This window comes from Paenibacillus elgii NBRC 100335 (genome assembly GCF_004000865.1).
Lineage (GTDB): Bacteria > Bacillota > Bacilli > Paenibacillales > NBRC-103111 > Paenibacillus_G > Paenibacillus_G elgii.
In genome coordinates this window covers 122881-140696 of record NZ_BIMB01000005.1, presented here as the reverse complement: position 1 = coordinate 140696, position 17816 = coordinate 122881, and the positions used below count along the sequence as shown (strand labels likewise).

Below are 17816 nucleotides of genomic sequence, written 5' to 3'. Positions count from 1 at the left end.
AGGGTAAGGAACCATCCGGGCGCAAGCTTGATGGTTTCTTTTTTTGTCTGAACGAAGAACGAATGTGAATGGTTGACTATACAAATGATCGGGAAATCAGCACCTTTTAAGCCGGAATCAAGAAGGCTAACAATAGGAAACACAGGTTATTCCACAAATTGTTCAAGATTGCTTTGTTGGAAAGAACAAAAGTTCAATAATATATTTACATTTGTTCAAGCGCTTGTTATAGTTAAATTGTAACGAAGCCGCTTCGAAACAACATCCTATTTAAAGCACATAAAAACTTCATGGCAAAGGAAATGCTAAAATGACAGCATCGTACAGACCCGTAGTTTAATCTTCGTGTTCGATGTTGAAGCTTTTTTGCATTCGTTGCTAACGCTTTCAATCACCGAATCATTTCTCTTTAAAGTGCCAAATTAGACGAGGCTGGAGGAATTCCGATGAAATTTTTATTTGTAGTAGCCGGATTGCTGCTGGTGTTTGCGGTGGGATATTTGTTCAGCAACAACCGGAAAGGAATCCGCAGCAGACCGATTCTGGCTATGCTCGTTACGCAAATTGTGCTGAGCTTTATCATATTGAATACGAAGATCGGTCTGGAGCTGATCACGTTCGTCTCCCGACTGTTCAGCAAGCTGATGGAATTCGGGGTAGGCGGTGTCAACTTCGTATTCGGCGGCTTGGAAAATCAGGGCGCTTCGACCTTCTTTATCAACGTGCTGCTGCCGATCATATTTATCTCGATTCTGATCGGCATCCTGAACTATGTGAAGGTGCTGCCGTTCGTCATCAAATATGTGGGGCTGGCGCTCAGCAAATTGAACGGCATGGGCCGGCTGGAAAACTATGTGGCGGTTTCCGCCGCGCTGCTTGGTCAATCGGAAGTGTTTCTGACAACGAAGAAGCAGCTCAACCAGGTCACGAAGCAGCGATTGTACACACTTTGTACATCAGCGATGAGTGCGGTCAGCATTTCGATCGTCGGAGCCTACATGACGATGCTTGAACCGAAGTACGTCGTGGTCGCCATCGTGCTGAACATTTTCTCGGCACTGATTATCGCCAACATTATTAACCCGTACAAGCTCGATCCGGAGGAAGAACAGGCGACGGTTGTGGCCGATGAGGAGCATCATCCGAAGGAATCGTTCTTCCAGATGATCAGCGAAAGCATTATGGACGGCTTCAAAGTGGCGATTATCGTGGGTGCGATGCTGATCGGTTTTATCGCTTTGATGAATATGATCAACTATGTATTCGAACTGATCTTCCACATTTCGTTCCAATCCGTGCTGGGCTATATTTTCGCACCGGTCGCGTTCCTGATGGGCATTCCATGGAGCGAAGCCGTACAGGCGGGAGGCATCATGGCGACGAAGCTTGTGACCAACGAATTCGTTGCGATGCTCAGCTTCAAAGACATTGCTTCGGGATTGTCGCCCCGTACGGTCGGGATCGTCTCGGTATTCCTGGTCAGCTTTGCGAACTTCAGCTCTATCGGCATTATTACCGGCGCGGTGAAAGCGCTGAACGACAAACGGGGAGACGAGGCTGCGCAGTTCGGTTTGAAGCTGCTGCTCGGCTCGACGCTGGCCTCGATTTTGTCGGCCACGCTCATCGGGCTGTTCCTATAAAATATTCGATTACTATACTAAACACGGGGAGACGAGAAACATGAGAATGGTTGATTTGATTGCCCGCAAGCGTGATGGTCACGAGCTTAGCAAGACGGAAATTGATTTCATTGTGCAAGGCTATACGAACGGAACGATCCCGGATTACCAGATGTCCTCGTTTCTGATGACAGCCTTCTTCCGCGGCATGACTCCGATGGAGACGGCGAATATGACGATGGCTATGGTGGCGTCGGGGGATACGATCGATCTGTCCGCTATTGAAGGCATCAAGGTGGACAAGCACAGCACCGGAGGCGTCGGCGATACGACGACGATCGTTCTTGCGCCGCTCGTCGCCGCGGTCGGCGTTCCCGTAGCAAAGCTGTCCGGGCGCGGACTTGGGCATACCGGGGGCACGGTGGACAAGTTCGAAGCGATTCCGGGATTCCAGGCCGAAATCAGCAGCGAACAGTTTATCAAGCAAGTGAACGAAGTGAAAGTTGCGGTGACCGGACCGACAGGAAACTTGACCCCGGCGGACAAAAAGATCTATGCGCTTCGCGATGTGACCGGGACGGTCAATTCCATCCCGCTGATGGCCAGCTCGATCATGAGTAAAAAGATTGCCTCCGGTTCCGACGCTATCGTACTTGATGTCAAAGTGGGCGCCGGTGCGTTCATGAAAGACTTGGACAGCGCCAAGGAGCTGGCGAAGGCGATGGTGGACATCGGCAACAACGTGGGACGCAATACGATGGCGGTCATTTCCGATATGAATCAGCCGCTCGGCTTTGCGATCGGCAATGCGCTCGAAGTGAAGGAAGCGATCGATACGCTGCGCGGTGAAGGTCCCGAAGATTTGCACGAACTGTGCTTGACGCTCGGCAGTCATATGGTATATTTGGCAAAGCAGGCTTCTAGCGTGAGCGAAGCGCGGAGCAAGCTGGAGGAAGCGATTTCCAGCGGCCGGGCCTTGGAGACGTTTAAAGCGTTTATTGCCGCACAGGGCGGAGACGCGTCGATTGTAGACGACCCGTCCAAGCTGCCGGCTGCCGCATACCGTATCGAGGTGAAAGCGAAGGAAGCGGGCTATGTCTCAGAGATCGTCGCCGACAGCATCGGTACCGCGGCGATGATCTTGGGCGCGGGACGCGCAACGAAGGAATCCGAGATCGATCTGAGCGTCGGCCTGATGCTGCACAAAAAAATCGGCGACGAAGTGAAGCCCGGAGATACGCTTGTTACTATTCACAGCAATCGCGAAACGGTAGATGACGTGATTGAGAGCATCTACGAATCGTACACTATCGCCTCCGGCAAAGTGGAACGTCCGGTTCTGGTGCACGCGGAAATTCATTAAACGTAGTTTCGAGGGTTGAAAAACGAACGGAGGAGTAAGCAGATGACAAACAACGAAATCGCCCGATTAATTGACCATACCTTATTAAAAGCCGATGCTAGCCGTGAGGCGGTGATTCGGTTGGCGGAGGAAGCGAAGCAATATCGTTTCGCCTCGGTGTGCGTCAATCCGGCGCAGGTGAAGACAGCTTATGAAGTTCTGAAGGACACGCCCGACGTGAAGGTGTGCACGGTCATCGGCTTTCCGCTAGGGGCGACAATGCCGGAAGTGAAGGCGTTCGAAGTCCGGGAAGCTATTGCTGCCGGAGCGACGGAAGTCGACATGGTAATCAATATCGGAGCACTCAAGGATAAGCAGGACGACCTGGTGGAACAGGACATCCGGGCCGTCGTCGAAGCGGCTAAAGGCAAGGCGCTGACGAAGGTCATCATCGAAACCTGCCTCTTGACCAACGAAGAGAAGGAGCGGGCATGCCGTTTGGCGGTGAAGGCCGGCGCGGATTTCGTGAAAACGTCGACGGGCTTTTCGACCGGCGGAGCTACGGCAGAGGATATCGCGCTGATGCGCAAAACGGTTGGCCCGGACATCGGAGTAAAAGCGTCCGGCGGCGTGCGCAGCCTGGAGGATGTCCAAGCGATGATTAAAGCGGGAGCTACCCGGATTGGCTCCAGCTCCGGAGTATCGATCGTCAAAGGCGAGCAGTCGAGCAGCGCGTACTAACGAGTATTAATCGTTATAAGACAGGGCGCGCCTCAATGCACCCTACGATGCGACATTTGTATACACTCCAAGGACCTTCCAATATGGGAGGTCCTTCAAGCTGTTGAAAAGCCTTAGGATTAGAAAATCTCTGACCAATAGAGGTGGGGTATATCCCGTAAGAGTTTACGTCCGCCTTTGAAATGCGTGAAAATACCGCCAATTCTAATCAAGTTCACGGGTTTCAAGAGCGGCTGGAGGGATATACCCCACCGGCGTATGCAGAGAATTTTTACGCGAAGCGGGTTTCTCAACAAACTCAGGACCTTCCATTACGGAGGTCCTTTTTAACATGCGGCCCGGTTGCCTGAGACCGGCGGATTTGCGATAATGCCTATAGGACATGAATGAGATAGAGAGGTGTTTGGATGGAAAGCAAGAAGAAGATCTTCGCTTTTTTGGGCTCGTATGCGGATGCGGCCGATCCGGGCTTGTACGCCTGCAGGTTCGATCCCGATACCGGAAGTCTCGAGCTGACCGATCAAGCGGCCGGGCTGCAGAATCCGACGTTTCTGGATGTGAATGCTGAACGCTCGAGGCTATACGCCATAACGGAGGGAACCGATGCCGAAGGCAAACGCTGCGGGGCTGCCGCGGCATACGAATTCGATCCCGAAACCGGCAAGCTGTCGCTGCTCGGCAAGGAGCTGACGGTGCCGGCGACTACGTGTCATATTACTTTGGACCGCACCCATACATACATTATGGTGGCAAGCTACCACGGCGGCATGATTGGGCTTTCTCCGCTGCTAGAGGACGGACGCATCGGCAAGACCGCGGACATCCGCCGGCACGAAGGCTCCAGCGTCCTGCCTGTGCAAAATCAGGCGCGTGCGCATTCCGTATTCGTCGACCGTTCCAACCGTTACGCCGTCGTCTGCGATCTGGGGCTGGATCGCGTCTTTACGTACAAGCTCGACGTCGCTCCCGGACAACTGCTTCTTCATGACGAAGTGCGGGTAGCGCCCGGGTCGGGACCGCGGCATTTTGTTTTTCATCCGTCGCTGCCTTACGGCTATGTCATCAATGAGCTGAGCTCAACGATCACGGCATTCTCCTACGATCAGGAGAATGGTAAGCTCAGCGAAATCCAAACCGTTTCGACGCTGCCCGCTTCTTATGAAGGGGATAGTGCGTGCGCCGATATTCATATCTCGCCGGACGGCAAATTTCTGTACGGCTCCAATCGAGGACATGACAGCATCGCGGTGTATGCCATCGATTCCTCGACCGGCAAACTCACGCTCGTCGAGCATGCTTCGACGCTTGGAGGACATCCGCGGAACTTCGCGCTCTCGCCGGACGGACGCTTCCTGCTCGTAGCCAACAGGGATTCGAATCAAATCGTGACGTTCGCGCGGGACGAGGCTACCGGAAAGCTTCTTCCTACAGGGAATAGACTCGATGTGTCCAAGCCCGTGTGCATCAAGTTTGCGGCAATGGGTTAATTTATGGCGGAGGTCCCTGTTTACCAGGGACCCCGTCGTTTTTTATATTGCACCGCCCGCTTCCTGGCAGATGGTGATGCGCACCACATGAACCGGAGCTCCAACCTTCGCATAGCGGAATACTAGCGGCTTCTCCGGCCTTCCGTTGATTTTATAAATGAGCAAGTCCCCCTGGCGCAATACAATCGACAAATCGTCGCCTGATGAAAATTCCACATCCCCGTCAACCGGATGTATGCATTCGTAGCTCACCGTATCCGCGGCTAGCCCCGAACGCTGCACGTCTTCTCTGTAACTATCGCGGACCAGAACAGGCAGCATTTCGGCCGAGTAGCCGGGCCCCAGCATTACGTTGAGGTCGTTCCCCTTTCCCCGGCACCGGGTCGTCCAAGCCCCGTCAAAGCGGTCTTGATCAAAAGGCTTCAGCACGGCCGTATGCCACTGTTCGTGCTCCAGCACAAATTCACCTTGCGTTGCCATCAGCAATCTTTGGTAACCGGGCAGACTCGTGAAAACGGACTCCTCTGCATGAATCGCCGCCCTGCTGATTCGCCAGTCGAAATTCCGCTGCTCGTATGACGCATCTTCCGGATAGATCGCCATTTGCGTCGTGGCCCCTCCCGACCAGTTCGCCGTTTTTTGATCCTCTTGCCGAATGATTTTAATAGAAAAACCCATCCAATCGATCACATCGCTTTCTTGTTCTTTAGGAATGAACATACAACGGGACGATTCAGGAATCAAGACTGTCGGGCATTGTTAGATTTTAGCAAGGAAGCGTAACCTTTTCGTAAGCTTTGCTTAGCTTTCGGTTAACGAACAGGCGGTAAAGTAAAGAAGCGCGCTTTGCTATGGAATCTGTTAACCGTGACGGGGACGAGCGGATTATTGCCGCCAGAGAGGGAGGGGAGCGATATGCCCGCAGCATGCTGAAGGGAAGACACATGTATGGCCGTACGACATCGAGGAAAGCCGAGTCATTGATTTCCTTCCCGGAACGTGGTAATCTGCCGTTAAACTAACCGGTTAAGGAAGGTAGACTTGTATGAACAAACGCATCCTCATCGTCGACGACGATCATAAAATCGCGAATTTGCTTGAAATTTATTTAAAAAACGAAGGCTACGAGGTTATTAAGGAACATAATGGAATCGACGCCATAAGACGGATTGAGGAGGAGACCGTCCATTTGGTCATTTTGGACGTGATGATGCCCGAATTGGACGGAATGGAGGTTTGCCGCAAAATCCGCGAGGACAAGACGACGCCGATCCTGATGCTGAGCGCCAAGGATGAGGATATGGACAAAATTTTAGGCCTGATGACGGGGGCCGATGATTATATGGGCAAGCCCTTCAACCCGCTGGAGCTGGTGGCAAGGGTCAAGTCGCTGCTGCGGCGGTCGTATTTCAGTGCGCAGACGGCTCAGCCGGATGCGGAGGGGATCATCAAGATCAAATCAATGCAAATCGATAAACGCAACCATGCCGTTACGATCGACGACCGCCCGATCAAGCTGACGCCGATCGAATTTGGCATTTTATTTTTGCTTGCCAGCCACCCGGGCCGGGTTTTCGGATCGGAGGAAATTTTCGAGCTGATCTGGAAAGAAAAATATTTTGAGACGAACAACTCCGTCACGGTCCATATCAGCCGGCTGCGCGAGAAGCTGGAGAAGGAAATGGCGGGAGAAAAGCTGATTCACACCGTGTGGGGGGTAGGCTATAAAATTGAGAACTAACTGGAGAGTCGCGGTGCCGCTCTTCTGGAGCGTATTAACGACCGCGGTCGTGCTGGCGGTCATTTCGACGATCGCCAAGTCGATTTATTTTTCCAAGCTGTCTTTAACTTCGCTGTTTATTTGGATTAATTATTATATCGGTTACCCCGATATTTACTATCTTACGGCGCTGCCTCTGTTTATGCTGTCGGCTTTATATTTTTTCAAACGGGAAAAAGACGCCCGCTACCACAGATACCTGATCCATATTATCGAGGACGTGCAGCGGATCGCCGACGGCGACTTCGATCATAAGGTGCCTGTGCAGTCCATCGGCGAGCTGGGCCAACTGGCGGGGAACATCAACCAGGTCGTCGAGCGGCTCAAGACATCGATTGACGAGGAACGGCGGGCCGAGTCCACCAAGAACGAACTGATTACAAACGTATCCCACGATCTGCGGACTCCGCTCACTTCGATTACCGGATATCTAGGTCTGATCGAGCAGGACCGTTACCGGGACGAAGTGGAACTTCGTTATTATGTCAACATGGCGTACGAGGAATCGCTACGGATGTTTCAATTGATTCAGGATTTGTTCGAATATACCCGCTTAAGCAATATTACGGGGGCGACAATCCAGAAGGCTCCGATCAATCTGGTCGAAATGATGCGTCAGCTTTTCGCGCAGTTCCGGCTGCAGCTTCAGGAGGCCGGGATCGAGCAGCATATGACCTTCTTCGAGCCGCAGCTGCTGGTCATGGCCGACGGCAACAAGCTCCGGCGGGTATTCGAGAATTTGATCTCCAATGCGATCAAGTACGGCAGCGAAGGGAAATATCTTGAGGTGCTGGGCTTCAAGGAAGGGAACGAAGCTGTGATCCAGATCATCAATTACGGCGAAACGATCCCGCAAACCGATCTGCCTCATATTTTCGAACGGTTTTACCGCGTGGAGAAATCCCGTGCGACGTATACCGGGGGTTCCGGCATCGGCCTGGCGATCGCCAAAAGTATCGTCGAGCTGCACGGAGGAACCATTGCCGCATCCAGCGACGAGGAGCGAACCGTCTTTACGGTGCGCCTGAATGTCTTGGGAGAGAAGGCTAATTCTTAAGAAAATATTCATGAAACGCGTCGAGCCTGCAGGGGTTGGCGCGTTTTTTTTCGTCTTTATATAGAAAATCTTAAGAATTTCGTTAACTTTTCTTAGTTCATCGTTAAGTAATGGAGTTCATAATAAAGAAAAAAAGCGCTCCGGAAGCGCTCGTTTGTCGGAGGAGGCTTGGATAGAGATGCCGCAACAATTAGAACAAATCAGCAATTGTCGTAACTTGGAAAATCGCCCGTCCTCCAAGGATGAGGCTCTCTTTAGATCATGGATGGAACAGCACCGCCGCGAGGTATGGAGCTATGCCTATGGATTAACGCGTAAACACGATGTGGCCGACGATATTACCCAGGATGTATTTTTGAAGGCTTACCGCCGAATCGCTTCGTTTCGGGGCGACGGCTCCGTCCGGGCGTGGCTGCTCACGATCACCCGCAATACCGTATTCGATTATCGGAGAAGCTCCTATTTTCGCAAAGTTACGGTTGTGGACAGGATCGAGACGGAGAAGGCCCATACGTCCGCGGAGGAGGAATATTTGAGGCGTGAGGACAGCCGCGAAATGTTCGGTAAAATTTTGGAGATGCCTTTGCCGTTTCGGGATGTGCTGCTGCTGAAGGCAAAATACGAACTGAAGCCCGGCGAAATCGCCTCCTATTTAAAGCTCCCGCTCACGACGATCAAAACAAGATTGCATCGGGCGCGGAAAGAAGCTGTCCGGCGCCTCCAAGTCGAGGGGCGCCCGTAACGGCTCCCCGGATATTCCCGCACCCCGGTATGCGCCTCCGCTGCGCTAAAAATTCCCACCGTTACGCCCTTCCTTTCGTCTTTCCGTCCGGACAAGCCTACGCGCTTCTTTTCCGATTTTGTCAGAAATTTTCGGTCAACTTCCCTTTGCTTTCTGCATAGGTATTTATTACACTTCAAATCCGAAGAAGAAGCCGGGGCCGAAGCCCGGAAGCGGCGGCTATCGGCGTTACGCATCGTTTCGAAGCGCGTATCCTTTCGAAGCCGGTTTTGCTTAACGCAAAACACGTAGGAGGTCAAGATCATGAATATATTCAAGAAAATCGCCGACTATCGCACGGAAACCGAAAGGCTGGCCTGGACGGGAACCTTCGCCGAGTACATCGAGATGCTCCGCCGGCATCCGCATTTGGCTATGACGGCGCATGCACGGGTGTACGAAATGATTGCCTCCCACGGCATCCTGGAGGAAAATGGGCGTCGAAAGTATAACTTTTTCGAAAAAGAGATTTTCGGGCTCGATTCTGCGATTGAGAAGCTGGTGGAAGAATATTTCCATTCGGCGGCGCGTCGGTTGGATGTCCGCAAGCGGATCTTGCTTTTGATGGGGCCGGTCAGCGGCGGGAAATCGACCATTGTCACAATACTCAAGCGCGGGCTTGAGCAGTTCTCGCGCACGGATCAAGGCGCTGTATATGCGATCAAAGGCTGCCCGATGCACGAGGAGCCTTTGCATCTAATTCCACATGAGCTGAGAAGCGAGGTCGAGCAGGAATTCGGCGTGAAGATCGAGGGCAACCTGTGCCCCTCCTGCCAAATCCGGCTGCGGGATGATTACGAGGGACGCATCGAAGACGTGCCGGTAGAGCGCGTGCTGCTGTCCGAAGATAACCGCGTAGGTATCGGGACGTTCAGTCCGTCCGATCCGAAATCGCAGGATATCGCCGACCTGACGGGGAGTATCGATTTCTCCACGATTACCGAGTACGGCTCGGAATCCGATCCGCGGGCTTACCGTTTCGACGGAGAGCTGAATAAGGCTAACCGGGGCTTGATGGAGTTTCAGGAAATGCTGAAATGCGACGAGAAGTTTCTGTGGAACCTGCTGTCCCTCACGCAGGAAGGCAATTTTAAAGCCGGACGGTTCGCTTTGATTTCGGCAGACGAGCTCATTATTGCTCATACGAACGAATCCGAATATAAATCGTTTATTGCCAATAAAAAGAACGAGGCGCTCCAATCGCGGATGATCGTTATGCCAATTCCATACAATTTGAAGGTGTCGGACGAAGAGAAGATTTACGCCAAGCTGATTCAGCAAAGCGACATGAAGCATGTGCACATTGCGCCTCACTCGCTGAGGGCCGCGGCCATTTTCTCGATTTTGACCCGGTTGAAGGAATCCAAGAAGCAGGGGATGGATCTCGTCAAAAAAATGCGCATGTATGACGGCGAAGAGGTGGAAGGGTATAAGGAAGCGGATTTGAAGGAGATGCAGAGCGAATATTTGGAGGAAGGCATGAGCGGAATCGATCCCCGCTATGTCATCAACCGGATTTCCAGCGCGCTGATCCGGCAAGGTCTGGAATTTATCAACGCGTTGGATGTGCTGCGAGCGCTCAAGGACGGTCTGGACCAGCACCCGTCCATTACGAAGGAGGAGCGGGAGCGGTACTTGAACTTCATCTCCATCGCGCGCAAAGAGTATGACGAGCTGGCCAAGAAAGAGGTGCAAAAAGCGTTCGTTTATTCGTTCGACGAGTCGGCGAAGACGCTGTTCAACAACTACCTCGACAATATCGAGGCGTACTGCAACTGGACCAAAATCAAGGACCCGCTGACCGGCGAAGAGATGGACCCGGACGAGAGGCTGATGCGTTCGATTGAAGAGCAGATCGGCATTTCGGAAAATGCGAAGAAAGCGTTCCGCGAGGAAATATTGATCCGGATGTCCTCCTATTCGCGCAAAGGGAAGCGGTTCGACTACAGCAGCCACGAGCGGCTGCGCGAAGCAATCGAGAAGAAGCTGTTCGCCGATCTGAAGGACATCGTCAAAATTACGACTTCGACGAAAACCCCTGATGAGAATCAACTGAAACGAATCAACGAGGTCATCAAGCGTCTTGTTGAGGAGCATGGCTATACGACCGCCTCGGCCAATGAACTGCTGCGTTATGTCGGCAGCTTGTTGAACCGGTAAATCCCGTTAACCCTGAAGATCGTCCTCCTCCGTCCCCAGCGGCCGGAGGGACGATTTTTTTGCTATCCCCAGAAACCGTTAGCCGGTCCCGCCGATTTGTTAAGTTTTGTTTAGAAGTAAGTTTGCTTGAAATACGGCCTGCGGGTCCATTATCATGAAGGTACTGTGATTTACCGGATTTATCGGTTTTTGGGGGGACTGTAGATGATTACCGTATTGATCGTGGATGACGACCGGCATATTCGGGAGCTGATCCGAGTCAGTCTGCGCGAGGAGGGCTACCGTCTGCTGGAGGCGGAGAACGGGCAGGACGCCTGGAAGCTGCTGCAGGAAACCCGGGTGGATCTGGTCATCCTGGACATTATGATGCCGTTTATGGACGGCTGGGAGCTGAGTCGTCATATTCGGATGCAGCAAGTGGATCTTCCGCTGCTGATGGTAACCGCGAAGGGCGAAACGGGAGACAAGGTCAAGGGCTTCGAACTGGGAACGGATGATTATTTGGTCAAACCGTTCGATCCGTTGGAGCTGGTCATGCGGGTGAAGGCGCTGCTGAAGCGGTACCGGATCTATGCGTCGGATACCGTGCAATTCGGCCGGATCGAGCTGAATAAGAAAAGCCATGAGGTTCTGAAAGGCGACGAGAAGCTGATGCTTCCGCTCAAAGAATTCGAGCTGCTCTACAAGCTGGCGAGCCACCCGAACCAAATTTTTACAAGAAACCAGCTCATCGAACAAATCTGGGGGCACGATTACGAAGGGGACGACCGTACCGTGGACGTACATATTAAGCGGCTCCGGGAACGGTTTGCGGACGAGACGGACAGCTTCTCCATCCGCACCATCCGGGGACTTGGTTACAAGCTTGAGGTGAACGGATGATCAAGACGCTTTACACGCGGATGGTGCTCGTTTATTTGGCGGCGGTCATCTTCGGATTGGTCGTGGCATTTGTGATCATGGGTCTTATTTTTTCGGAGAGGCTGAACGCGCAGCTTCGGGAAGACATGACCCTGGTAGCTCAAGATTTGATCGAAACCTATGAGACGACGAACAACGTCGATTTCGACTCGTATATGCTTAACCGCAAGCTTGCCAAGCCTTTCTTCATCAGGGTATACGATGAGGCAGGCAAAGAAGCGATATACGGATATAACGATGTCGAGACGAGAAAGACCATCACTCCGCAGGAAATCGCTCAGGTGCTGCGCGGGGAACAGCTTTGGAACGAATCGAGCATGGACGTCAGCGTACTGGGGTACCCGGTGAAGATCCAAGGCCATTCGTATGCCATGTTCTTGCAGCCGGCCACGAACAAGTCCGACCGGCTCTTGAACAGCTATTTGAACATCTCGCTGATCAACGCCCTGATTATCGGCAGCGTCTTCATCCTGGTGGCCGGCCGTTATTTGGTCAAACCGATCAAGCGCATGACCCGAGCGGCCAGGCGGATGGCCAAGGGCGACTTCAATATCGGCTTCGATTGGAAGTTTCGTAAGGACGAATTGGGCGAGCTTGCCCAAAGCTTCACCGAGATGGCCGGAGAGCTGAAGCAGATGGAGCGGATGCGGCAGGATTTCGTATCCAATGTCTCGCACGAGATTCAGTCTCCGCTTACGTCGATCGCCGGATTTTCCAAGCTGCTGCGGGAAAAGGCGATGTCGGAGGAGGAGCGCCGGCAATACCTGGAGATCATTCAGACGGAGGCGGAACGGTTGTCCCGGCTCAGCGAGAACTTGCTCAAGCTCGCTTCGCTTGAATCGGAACATCACCCGTTTCACCCGACGACGTATGCGCTGGACGAACAGCTTCGCAGCGTTATCGTAGCCACGGAACCGATCTGGTCGGCCAAAAAACTGGAGCTCGACTTAACGCTGCCCGCGGCGAAAATTTATGCCGATGCGGATCAGCTCAGTCAAGTGTGGATGAATCTGATCACCAACAGCTTGAAGTTCACGCCGGAGGGCGGCATGGTGCGGGTGCGGCTGCTTCCGGGTACCGACCGGATTCAGGTCCGGATCGGCGATACGGGCATCGGGATCTCCGAGGAGGATCAGGCCCGTATTTTTGAGCGGTTTTATAAGGCTGACCGGGCCAGGAACCGGGAGAAAAGCGGCAGCGGACTAGGACTTGCCATCGTGAAAAAAATCGTCGATCTGCATCACGGCACGATCGAGGTGCGCAGCAAGCCCGGGCAGGGCACCGTCTTTACGGTTACGCTGCCCAGCTTCTCCGGCAAGCGTCACGCATCGGACAAGAAATAACAGCGTGAAAGATCAATCCAAATCGGGTTGATCTTTTTTTTGTCCGGTTCACGCTCCGTTCATATTTGCAAGGTAAAGTATTTTCCAGAATCGGATGGACATTTATAAAGGAGCGAGGAGTGGAATGAACGGACTGATTAAATTTTCGATGAAGAACGTCGCGGCAGTTATCATCATCGTCGCCATGCTGCTCGGCGGCGGGATGTATTCGGCCATGAAGCTGAAGAAGGAGAACTTCCCTAACATCTCGTTCCCTGCGGTTTTCATCAGCACCACCTACCCGGGATCGCCAAAAGATGTGATGGACAACGTGACGAAGCCGATCGAAGATAAGCTGGCGAATATACCGGACCTTGACCAGCTCACTTCGACCTCTAACGACAACAATTCTTTCATCACGGTGATGTTCAAGCATGGGGTGGACCTGGACAAGAAAAAGCGGGAAGTCGAAAACTTGATCCAGGATGTCAGTTTGCCTTCTACGGCGCAAAGGCCGAAGGCCATGACGTTCGGGTTCTCGTCGATGCCGGCCTATTATCTGGTCGTGTCGGCGAACGAAGGCGTGAGTCAAACCGAGCTCGACAAGCTGTATAAGGACAAGATCAAACCGGGGTTCGAAGGCATTAAAGGCATCGACCATATCACAGCCATCGGCAACCGGGAAACGACGATGGACATCCAGCTTAATGCCGACGCGCTGAGCGTCTTCGGCTTGACGCCATCGCAGGTGACCGCTTCGATCGAATCCGCGCTGTCCAAGGGCCCGATCGGCTCCGTCGAGCTGAGCGGTAACGATAAGATGGCCCGCGTATCCGGCGATTTGGAAAGCTTGTACGCTTTGGAGCAGTTGGAGCTAACCCCAACCTCCGGCGGAACGGTCCTCTTGTCTCAAGTGGCGAAAGTTTCCGCCGTGACGGACTCCAAATACATGGCCAGACTCGACGGCAAGGCAGCGCTCGGCATTCATTTGTTTAAAACAAGCGATGCGAACGCGGTGGAGTTTTCGGATTCCGCCGACAAGCTGATGAGCGATTGGAAGACGACGATGCCGAATGTCACCTTCCGCTCGATCTTTAACACGGCCGACGAAGTGAAGGAGTCGATCAGCGGCATGCTGCGGGAAGGCGTGATGGGCGCGCTGCTTGCTTCGCTCATGATTCTTATCTTCCTGCGCAATGTCCGGATGACGCTCGTGGTTCTCGTCTCAATTCCGTTGTCCATGCTGATCACGCTGATGCTGCTGCAGTATTTACACATCACGCTCAACATGATGACGCTAGGCGGTATGTTTATCGCCGTCGGACGGGTCGTGGACGATTCGATCGTCGTAATCGAAAATATTTACACATCGCTGGAAAAAGCGCAGGAGCGCAACGAATCGGTCATCCTGATGGCGACCAAACAGGTGGCCATGGCCATTACGTCCTCGACGATTGCAACCGTGGCCGTATTCGCTCCGATCGGGATGGTCAGCGGAATCGTCGGCGAAGTTTTCCGGCCGTTCGCCATTACGATAGCCGTTGCCTTGATGGCTTCATTATTGGTGGCATTGACCGTCATTCCGATGCTCGCCAAGCTGCTGGTGCTGCGGGGCAAGCAATTCAAAGCGCACGACGAAACGAAAGTCGGCCGATTCACTTCGATGTACGAATCAATTCTGGAGTGGTCTTTGACGCACCGAATCAAGTCGTTGCTCATATCGGGCGTTCTGTTCATCCTTTCGATCGTCATTACCGTGCCGAATTTGGCCATCGCCTTTTTTCCGGACGGCGCTCAACCGCGCAATATGTACTATACCGTGAAGCTTCCCTACGAGACCTCCTACGCTGCGACCGATCTCAAATCCAAGGAACTGGAAGCAATGCTGATGGAGAGTAAGGATTCCAACGGCGATCCCGTATTCCGTTACGTGGAGGCGCTCGTTGGGTATAACGGCGGAGACGGGCCTAATAGCGAGCGGGTGCCATACGCGTTCCAACTCTTTGTGGAAATGAACGATAACGTGAAGCCCGATCAAGTAAGGGATCAGTTCAAGAACGCGATTTTGGCCGAGCTGCCGAAAGGCTCCGAAGTTCTTCCTTCTTCTCTCGGCGGCGGAGGTCCGTCTACGACCGACTTCGGGTATACGCTGTATGGAGACAATCAGAAGGATTTGATTGCCGCAGCGGGGATTATCAAGAAGAAGCTGGCGGAATTCCCGGAGCTTTACGAAGTGAAGGACGCGTTAAGCGACGCCAAAACTGTAGTCGATATCGTTGTGGACCAGAAAAAGGCGCGTACGTACGGCCTGGATGTCAGCACGATCCGCGAAACGGCGCGGGGCTGGATTCAGAAGCAGCAGCTAGGCGACATCAAGCTGGACGACGTAACGTACAAAACGACCGTTTCTCTTAGCAAGAAGGATAAAGATACGCTTGAGAAGCTTGGCCGGCTTCCGATTTCTACGAAGACGGGTACCGTCTACTTGAACGAAGTGGCTAAAATCCGCGAGGTAGACGCTCCGGCGAGCATCTCCCGGAAAACCCAAAAGCAAGAGGTTTCCATCACGGCGAAAATCAATAGCCCGAATAAAAACGGCGTCAGTCTCCAAGTGAACGAGGCTCTGAAGACCCTAGAGCTTCCGGAGGGGGTCACACGCGAGCTCGGAGGGGTCAACAGGGACACCGACGAAAGCTTCGGCCAACTGTATATGGCGATGGCCGTCGCGGTATTTATCGTATATCTGGTCATGGTGCTGGCCTTCGGCAACGCCTCGGCGCCGTTCGCCATTCTGTTCTCGCTGCCGCTTGCAGCGATCGGCGGTTTGCTGGCGCTGCTCCTGACAAGGGAATCGTTGAACGTTACGTCGATGATCGGCTTCATGATGCTGATCGGGATCGTCGTTACGAACGCTATCGTGCTGCTTGAACGGGTGCAGCAGCTTCGGGAGGAAGGATACACGGTGCGCCACGCGCTGATGGAAGCGGGCAAGGTCCGCTTGCGTCCGATCATTATGACCGCTGCGGCGACGATCATGGCGCTGCTGCCGCTCGCGCTCGGATTTGCGCATGGCACCTTGATTTCCAAAGGGCTTGCGGTTGTCGTTATCGGCGGCTTGACGACTTCGACCATTCTCACGCTGGTCGTCGTGCCGATCATCTATGAAATGATCGAAAGCTGGAAAAACCGGATTTCCGGTTGGTTTAACCGAAAAAAACCAGACGACGGTTCCAAACCGGCGACGATAGAGATGTAACGAAGGAGGAGGCACGGAAAGATGAGAAAGGTTAGAAAAGACATTGCGATGAAGAAAGCCCTCACGCTTCGGGTCTTCGCCTTATTGGCAGCAGCCGCCCTGCTTGCGGCAGGCTGCTCGGCCCCGGGCGCCAAGGGAGAATCCACGGTTGACCTCAAGATGGATAACCGTCCCGTGAAGACGGAGGCGGTCGCTAAGCGCAAAATCAGCGATCCGCGCGAACAGGTGGCGGAGGTGGTGGGGATGTCCGCCATGGACGTCATCCCGAAGGCGAGCGGTCAGATTACGCAAGTCTTGAAGAAACGCGGAGATGTCGTGCAGGCGGGCGAGGTGTTGTTCCGAATCGATAATCGAGAGGCCGAATCGTCCTTGAAAAAAAGCCAGCTCAAGGTGAAGAGCTCGGAGCAGACGCTTGCGAAAACAGTGGAGGACAACGCCAATTCCCGCCGCAATTTGCAGGACGAGATTACGAAGGCGGAGCAGAAGGCGAGCGACGCTGAGAAAGACTACAACAAAATGCGCAATGATTTTGACGGTGGTGCAGCAACGCAGCGCCAGGTGGAACAGGCCGAGCAGGCGCTGAAGAATGCCCGCATGGATGTGCAGGCGCAGCGCAACAAGCTGACAGCTCTGGACAAAACGAATTCGCTGGCCGACCAGCAGACGGAGGTGGAGTCCTCGCGGATCAGCTTGGAGGAGGCGCAGCGGTCGCTTGAGAATTATGACGTCAAAGCGCCTGTCAGCGGGGTGCTGACGGATTATACGATAGAGCTTGGCGGAACCGTTTCGCCTAACGGCAAAATAGGGCAAGTCCAGCAGATCGATCCGATCAAGCTGAAGGTCGAGCTGTCGGAGCCGTCGTATGAGCTGGTCAGAAACAAGCAGGAGCTTGCCTACTACAGCCCGGATAATCCGGCCGAGAAAGGAATGGCCAAAATTACGTTTTTATCGAACGTCATGAGCGCTGCGACCAAGTCGTATTCTCTGGAGTTGGAAGTCCGGAATCCGGATCAAAAGCTGAAACCGGGAACCCGGGCCGTAGTTCAGCTCACCACCGATTCGGAGGAGCAGGTTGCCGCCGTTCCGACGCTCAGCATTGTCCGCGAAGAATCGAATTCGTTCGTGTTCGTGCTTCAGGGGGATACGGTCCAGAAGCGTAAAATCAAGCTGGGACGCATCAGCGACGCTTATCAGGAAGTACTGGAGGGCGTCAAAGAAGGAGAGCAAATCGTAACGAGCGGGCAGCATCAGCTGAAGGACGGCCAGAAGGTGGAGGTGGCCAAACCGGCCCCCCAAGGCCAGCCCTCTCCTGCGGCACAAGAGCCGGCTAAAAAATAAGATCCACGGCAT

At 53.4% G+C, this 17816-nt stretch carries 13 protein-coding genes; 12 read left to right on the top strand and 1 reads right to left on the bottom strand.

Annotation, left to right across the window (positions count from 1 at the left end; genetic code table 11):
• Nucleotides 1-446: 446 nt before the first annotated feature.
• From PEL01S_RS05690 to PEL01S_RS05675, 4 genes are all read left to right on the top strand, one after another.
• The gene (locus tag PEL01S_RS05690) at nt 447-1640 is read left to right on the top strand and encodes a NupC/NupG family nucleoside CNT transporter (RefSeq protein WP_010496339.1); all 1194 of its coding nucleotides are present in this window, start codon (nt 447-449) and stop codon (nt 1638-1640) included.
• A gap of 40 nt (nt 1641-1680) precedes the next feature.
• Nucleotides 1681-2982 carry a pyrimidine-nucleoside phosphorylase gene (locus PEL01S_RS05685; protein ID WP_127459669.1) on the top strand — a complete coding sequence of 434 codons (1302 nt, stop codon included), beginning with the start codon at nt 1681-1683 and terminating at the stop codon, nt 2980-2982.
• Between the two features lie 42 nt (nt 2983-3024).
• Nucleotides 3025-3702: a deoxyribose-phosphate aldolase gene (deoC, locus tag PEL01S_RS05680; RefSeq protein WP_063181388.1), complete on the top strand. Its 678-nt coding sequence runs from the start codon at nt 3025-3027 to the stop codon at nt 3700-3702.
• A 407-nt stretch (nt 3703-4109) separates the two neighbouring features.
• Nucleotides 4110-5189 (top strand): lactonase family protein, encoded by a 1080-nt coding sequence (locus PEL01S_RS05675; protein ID WP_127459668.1) that lies wholly within the window; start codon nt 4110-4112, stop codon nt 5187-5189.
• 42 nt (nt 5190-5231) lie between these two features.
• Here PEL01S_RS05675 and PEL01S_RS05670 read toward each other — a convergent pair whose 3' ends face one another.
• Nucleotides 5232-5867 (bottom strand): HutD/Ves family protein, encoded by a 636-nt coding sequence (locus tag PEL01S_RS05670; RefSeq protein WP_163767549.1) that lies wholly within the window; start codon nt 5865-5867, stop codon nt 5232-5234.
• 367 nt (nt 5868-6234) lie between these two features.
• Here PEL01S_RS05670 and PEL01S_RS05665 point away from each other — a divergent pair, with 367 nt between their 5' ends.
• The 8 genes from PEL01S_RS05665 (at nt 6235) to PEL01S_RS05630 (ending at nt 17804) form a co-directional block, all read left to right on the top strand.
• Nucleotides 6235-6930, top strand: a complete 696-nt coding sequence (locus tag PEL01S_RS05665) for a response regulator transcription factor (RefSeq protein WP_063181394.1) — start codon at nt 6235-6237, stop codon at nt 6928-6930.
• Nucleotides 6920-8026: a sensor histidine kinase gene (locus tag PEL01S_RS05660; RefSeq protein WP_063181395.1), complete on the top strand. Its 1107-nt coding sequence runs from the start codon at nt 6920-6922 to the stop codon at nt 8024-8026. The genes PEL01S_RS05665 and PEL01S_RS05660 overlap by 11 nt, the downstream gene beginning before the upstream one ends.
• A gap of 178 nt (nt 8027-8204) precedes the next feature.
• Nucleotides 8205-8768, top strand: coding sequence for an RNA polymerase sigma factor (locus PEL01S_RS05655; protein ID WP_063181397.1), 564 nt, complete (start codon nt 8205-8207; stop codon nt 8766-8768).
• A 303-nt stretch (nt 8769-9071) separates the two neighbouring features.
• Nucleotides 9072-10967 carry a PrkA family serine protein kinase gene (locus PEL01S_RS05650; protein WP_063181399.1) on the top strand — a complete coding sequence of 632 codons (1896 nt, stop codon included), beginning with the start codon at nt 9072-9074 and terminating at the stop codon, nt 10965-10967.
• Nucleotides 10968-11171: 204 nt separating this feature from the next.
• Nucleotides 11172-11849, top strand: a complete 678-nt coding sequence (locus PEL01S_RS05645; RefSeq protein ID WP_108534872.1) for a response regulator transcription factor — start codon at nt 11172-11174, stop codon at nt 11847-11849.
• The gene (locus PEL01S_RS05640; protein ID WP_127459666.1) at nt 11846-13231 is read left to right on the top strand and encodes a sensor histidine kinase; all 1386 of its coding nucleotides are present in this window, start codon (nt 11846-11848) and stop codon (nt 13229-13231) included. The genes PEL01S_RS05645 and PEL01S_RS05640 overlap by 4 nt, the downstream gene beginning before the upstream one ends.
• Nucleotides 13232-13355: 124 nt before the next feature.
• On the top strand, nt 13356-16466 hold the full coding sequence (locus tag PEL01S_RS05635) for an efflux RND transporter permease subunit (RefSeq protein WP_127459665.1): 3111 nt from the start codon (nt 13356-13358) through the stop codon (nt 16464-16466).
• Between the two features lie 21 nt (nt 16467-16487).
• On the top strand, nt 16488-17804 hold the full coding sequence (locus tag PEL01S_RS05630) for an efflux RND transporter periplasmic adaptor subunit (RefSeq protein WP_127459664.1): 1317 nt from the start codon (nt 16488-16490) through the stop codon (nt 17802-17804).
• Nucleotides 17805-17816: the final 12 nt, after the last annotated feature.

What these genes read in the sequence shown, in the direction of transcription:
- PEL01S_RS05640 (WP_127459666.1), top strand. Translation starts at nt 11,846, where the DNA reads ATGATCAAGACGCTTTACACGCGGATGGTGCTCGTTTATTTGGCGGCG.
- PEL01S_RS05645 (WP_108534872.1), top strand. Translation starts at nt 11,172, where the DNA reads ATGATTACCGTATTGATCGTGGATGACGACCGGCATATTCGGGAGCTG.
- PEL01S_RS05690 (WP_010496339.1), top strand. Translation starts at nt 447, where the DNA reads ATGAAATTTTTATTTGTAGTAGCCGGATTGCTGCTGGTGTTTGCGGTG.
- deoC (WP_063181388.1), top strand. Translation starts at nt 3,025, where the DNA reads ATGACAAACAACGAAATCGCCCGATTAATTGACCATACCTTATTAAAA.
- PEL01S_RS05665 (WP_063181394.1), top strand. Translation starts at nt 6,235, where the DNA reads ATGAACAAACGCATCCTCATCGTCGACGACGATCATAAAATCGCGAAT.
- PEL01S_RS05685 (WP_127459669.1), top strand. Translation starts at nt 1,681, where the DNA reads ATGAGAATGGTTGATTTGATTGCCCGCAAGCGTGATGGTCACGAGCTT.
- PEL01S_RS05635 (WP_127459665.1), top strand. Translation starts at nt 13,356, where the DNA reads ATGAACGGACTGATTAAATTTTCGATGAAGAACGTCGCGGCAGTTATC.
- PEL01S_RS05655 (WP_063181397.1), top strand. Translation starts at nt 8,205, where the DNA reads ATGCCGCAACAATTAGAACAAATCAGCAATTGTCGTAACTTGGAAAAT.
- PEL01S_RS05670 (WP_163767549.1), bottom strand. Translation starts at nt 5,867, where the DNA reads ATGGGTTTTTCTATTAAAATCATTCGGCAAGAGGATCAAAAAACGGCG.
- PEL01S_RS05630 (WP_127459664.1), top strand. Translation starts at nt 16,488, where the DNA reads ATGAGAAAGGTTAGAAAAGACATTGCGATGAAGAAAGCCCTCACGCTT.
- PEL01S_RS05650 (WP_063181399.1), top strand. Translation starts at nt 9,072, where the DNA reads ATGAATATATTCAAGAAAATCGCCGACTATCGCACGGAAACCGAAAGG.
- PEL01S_RS05675 (WP_127459668.1), top strand. Translation starts at nt 4,110, where the DNA reads ATGGAAAGCAAGAAGAAGATCTTCGCTTTTTTGGGCTCGTATGCGGAT.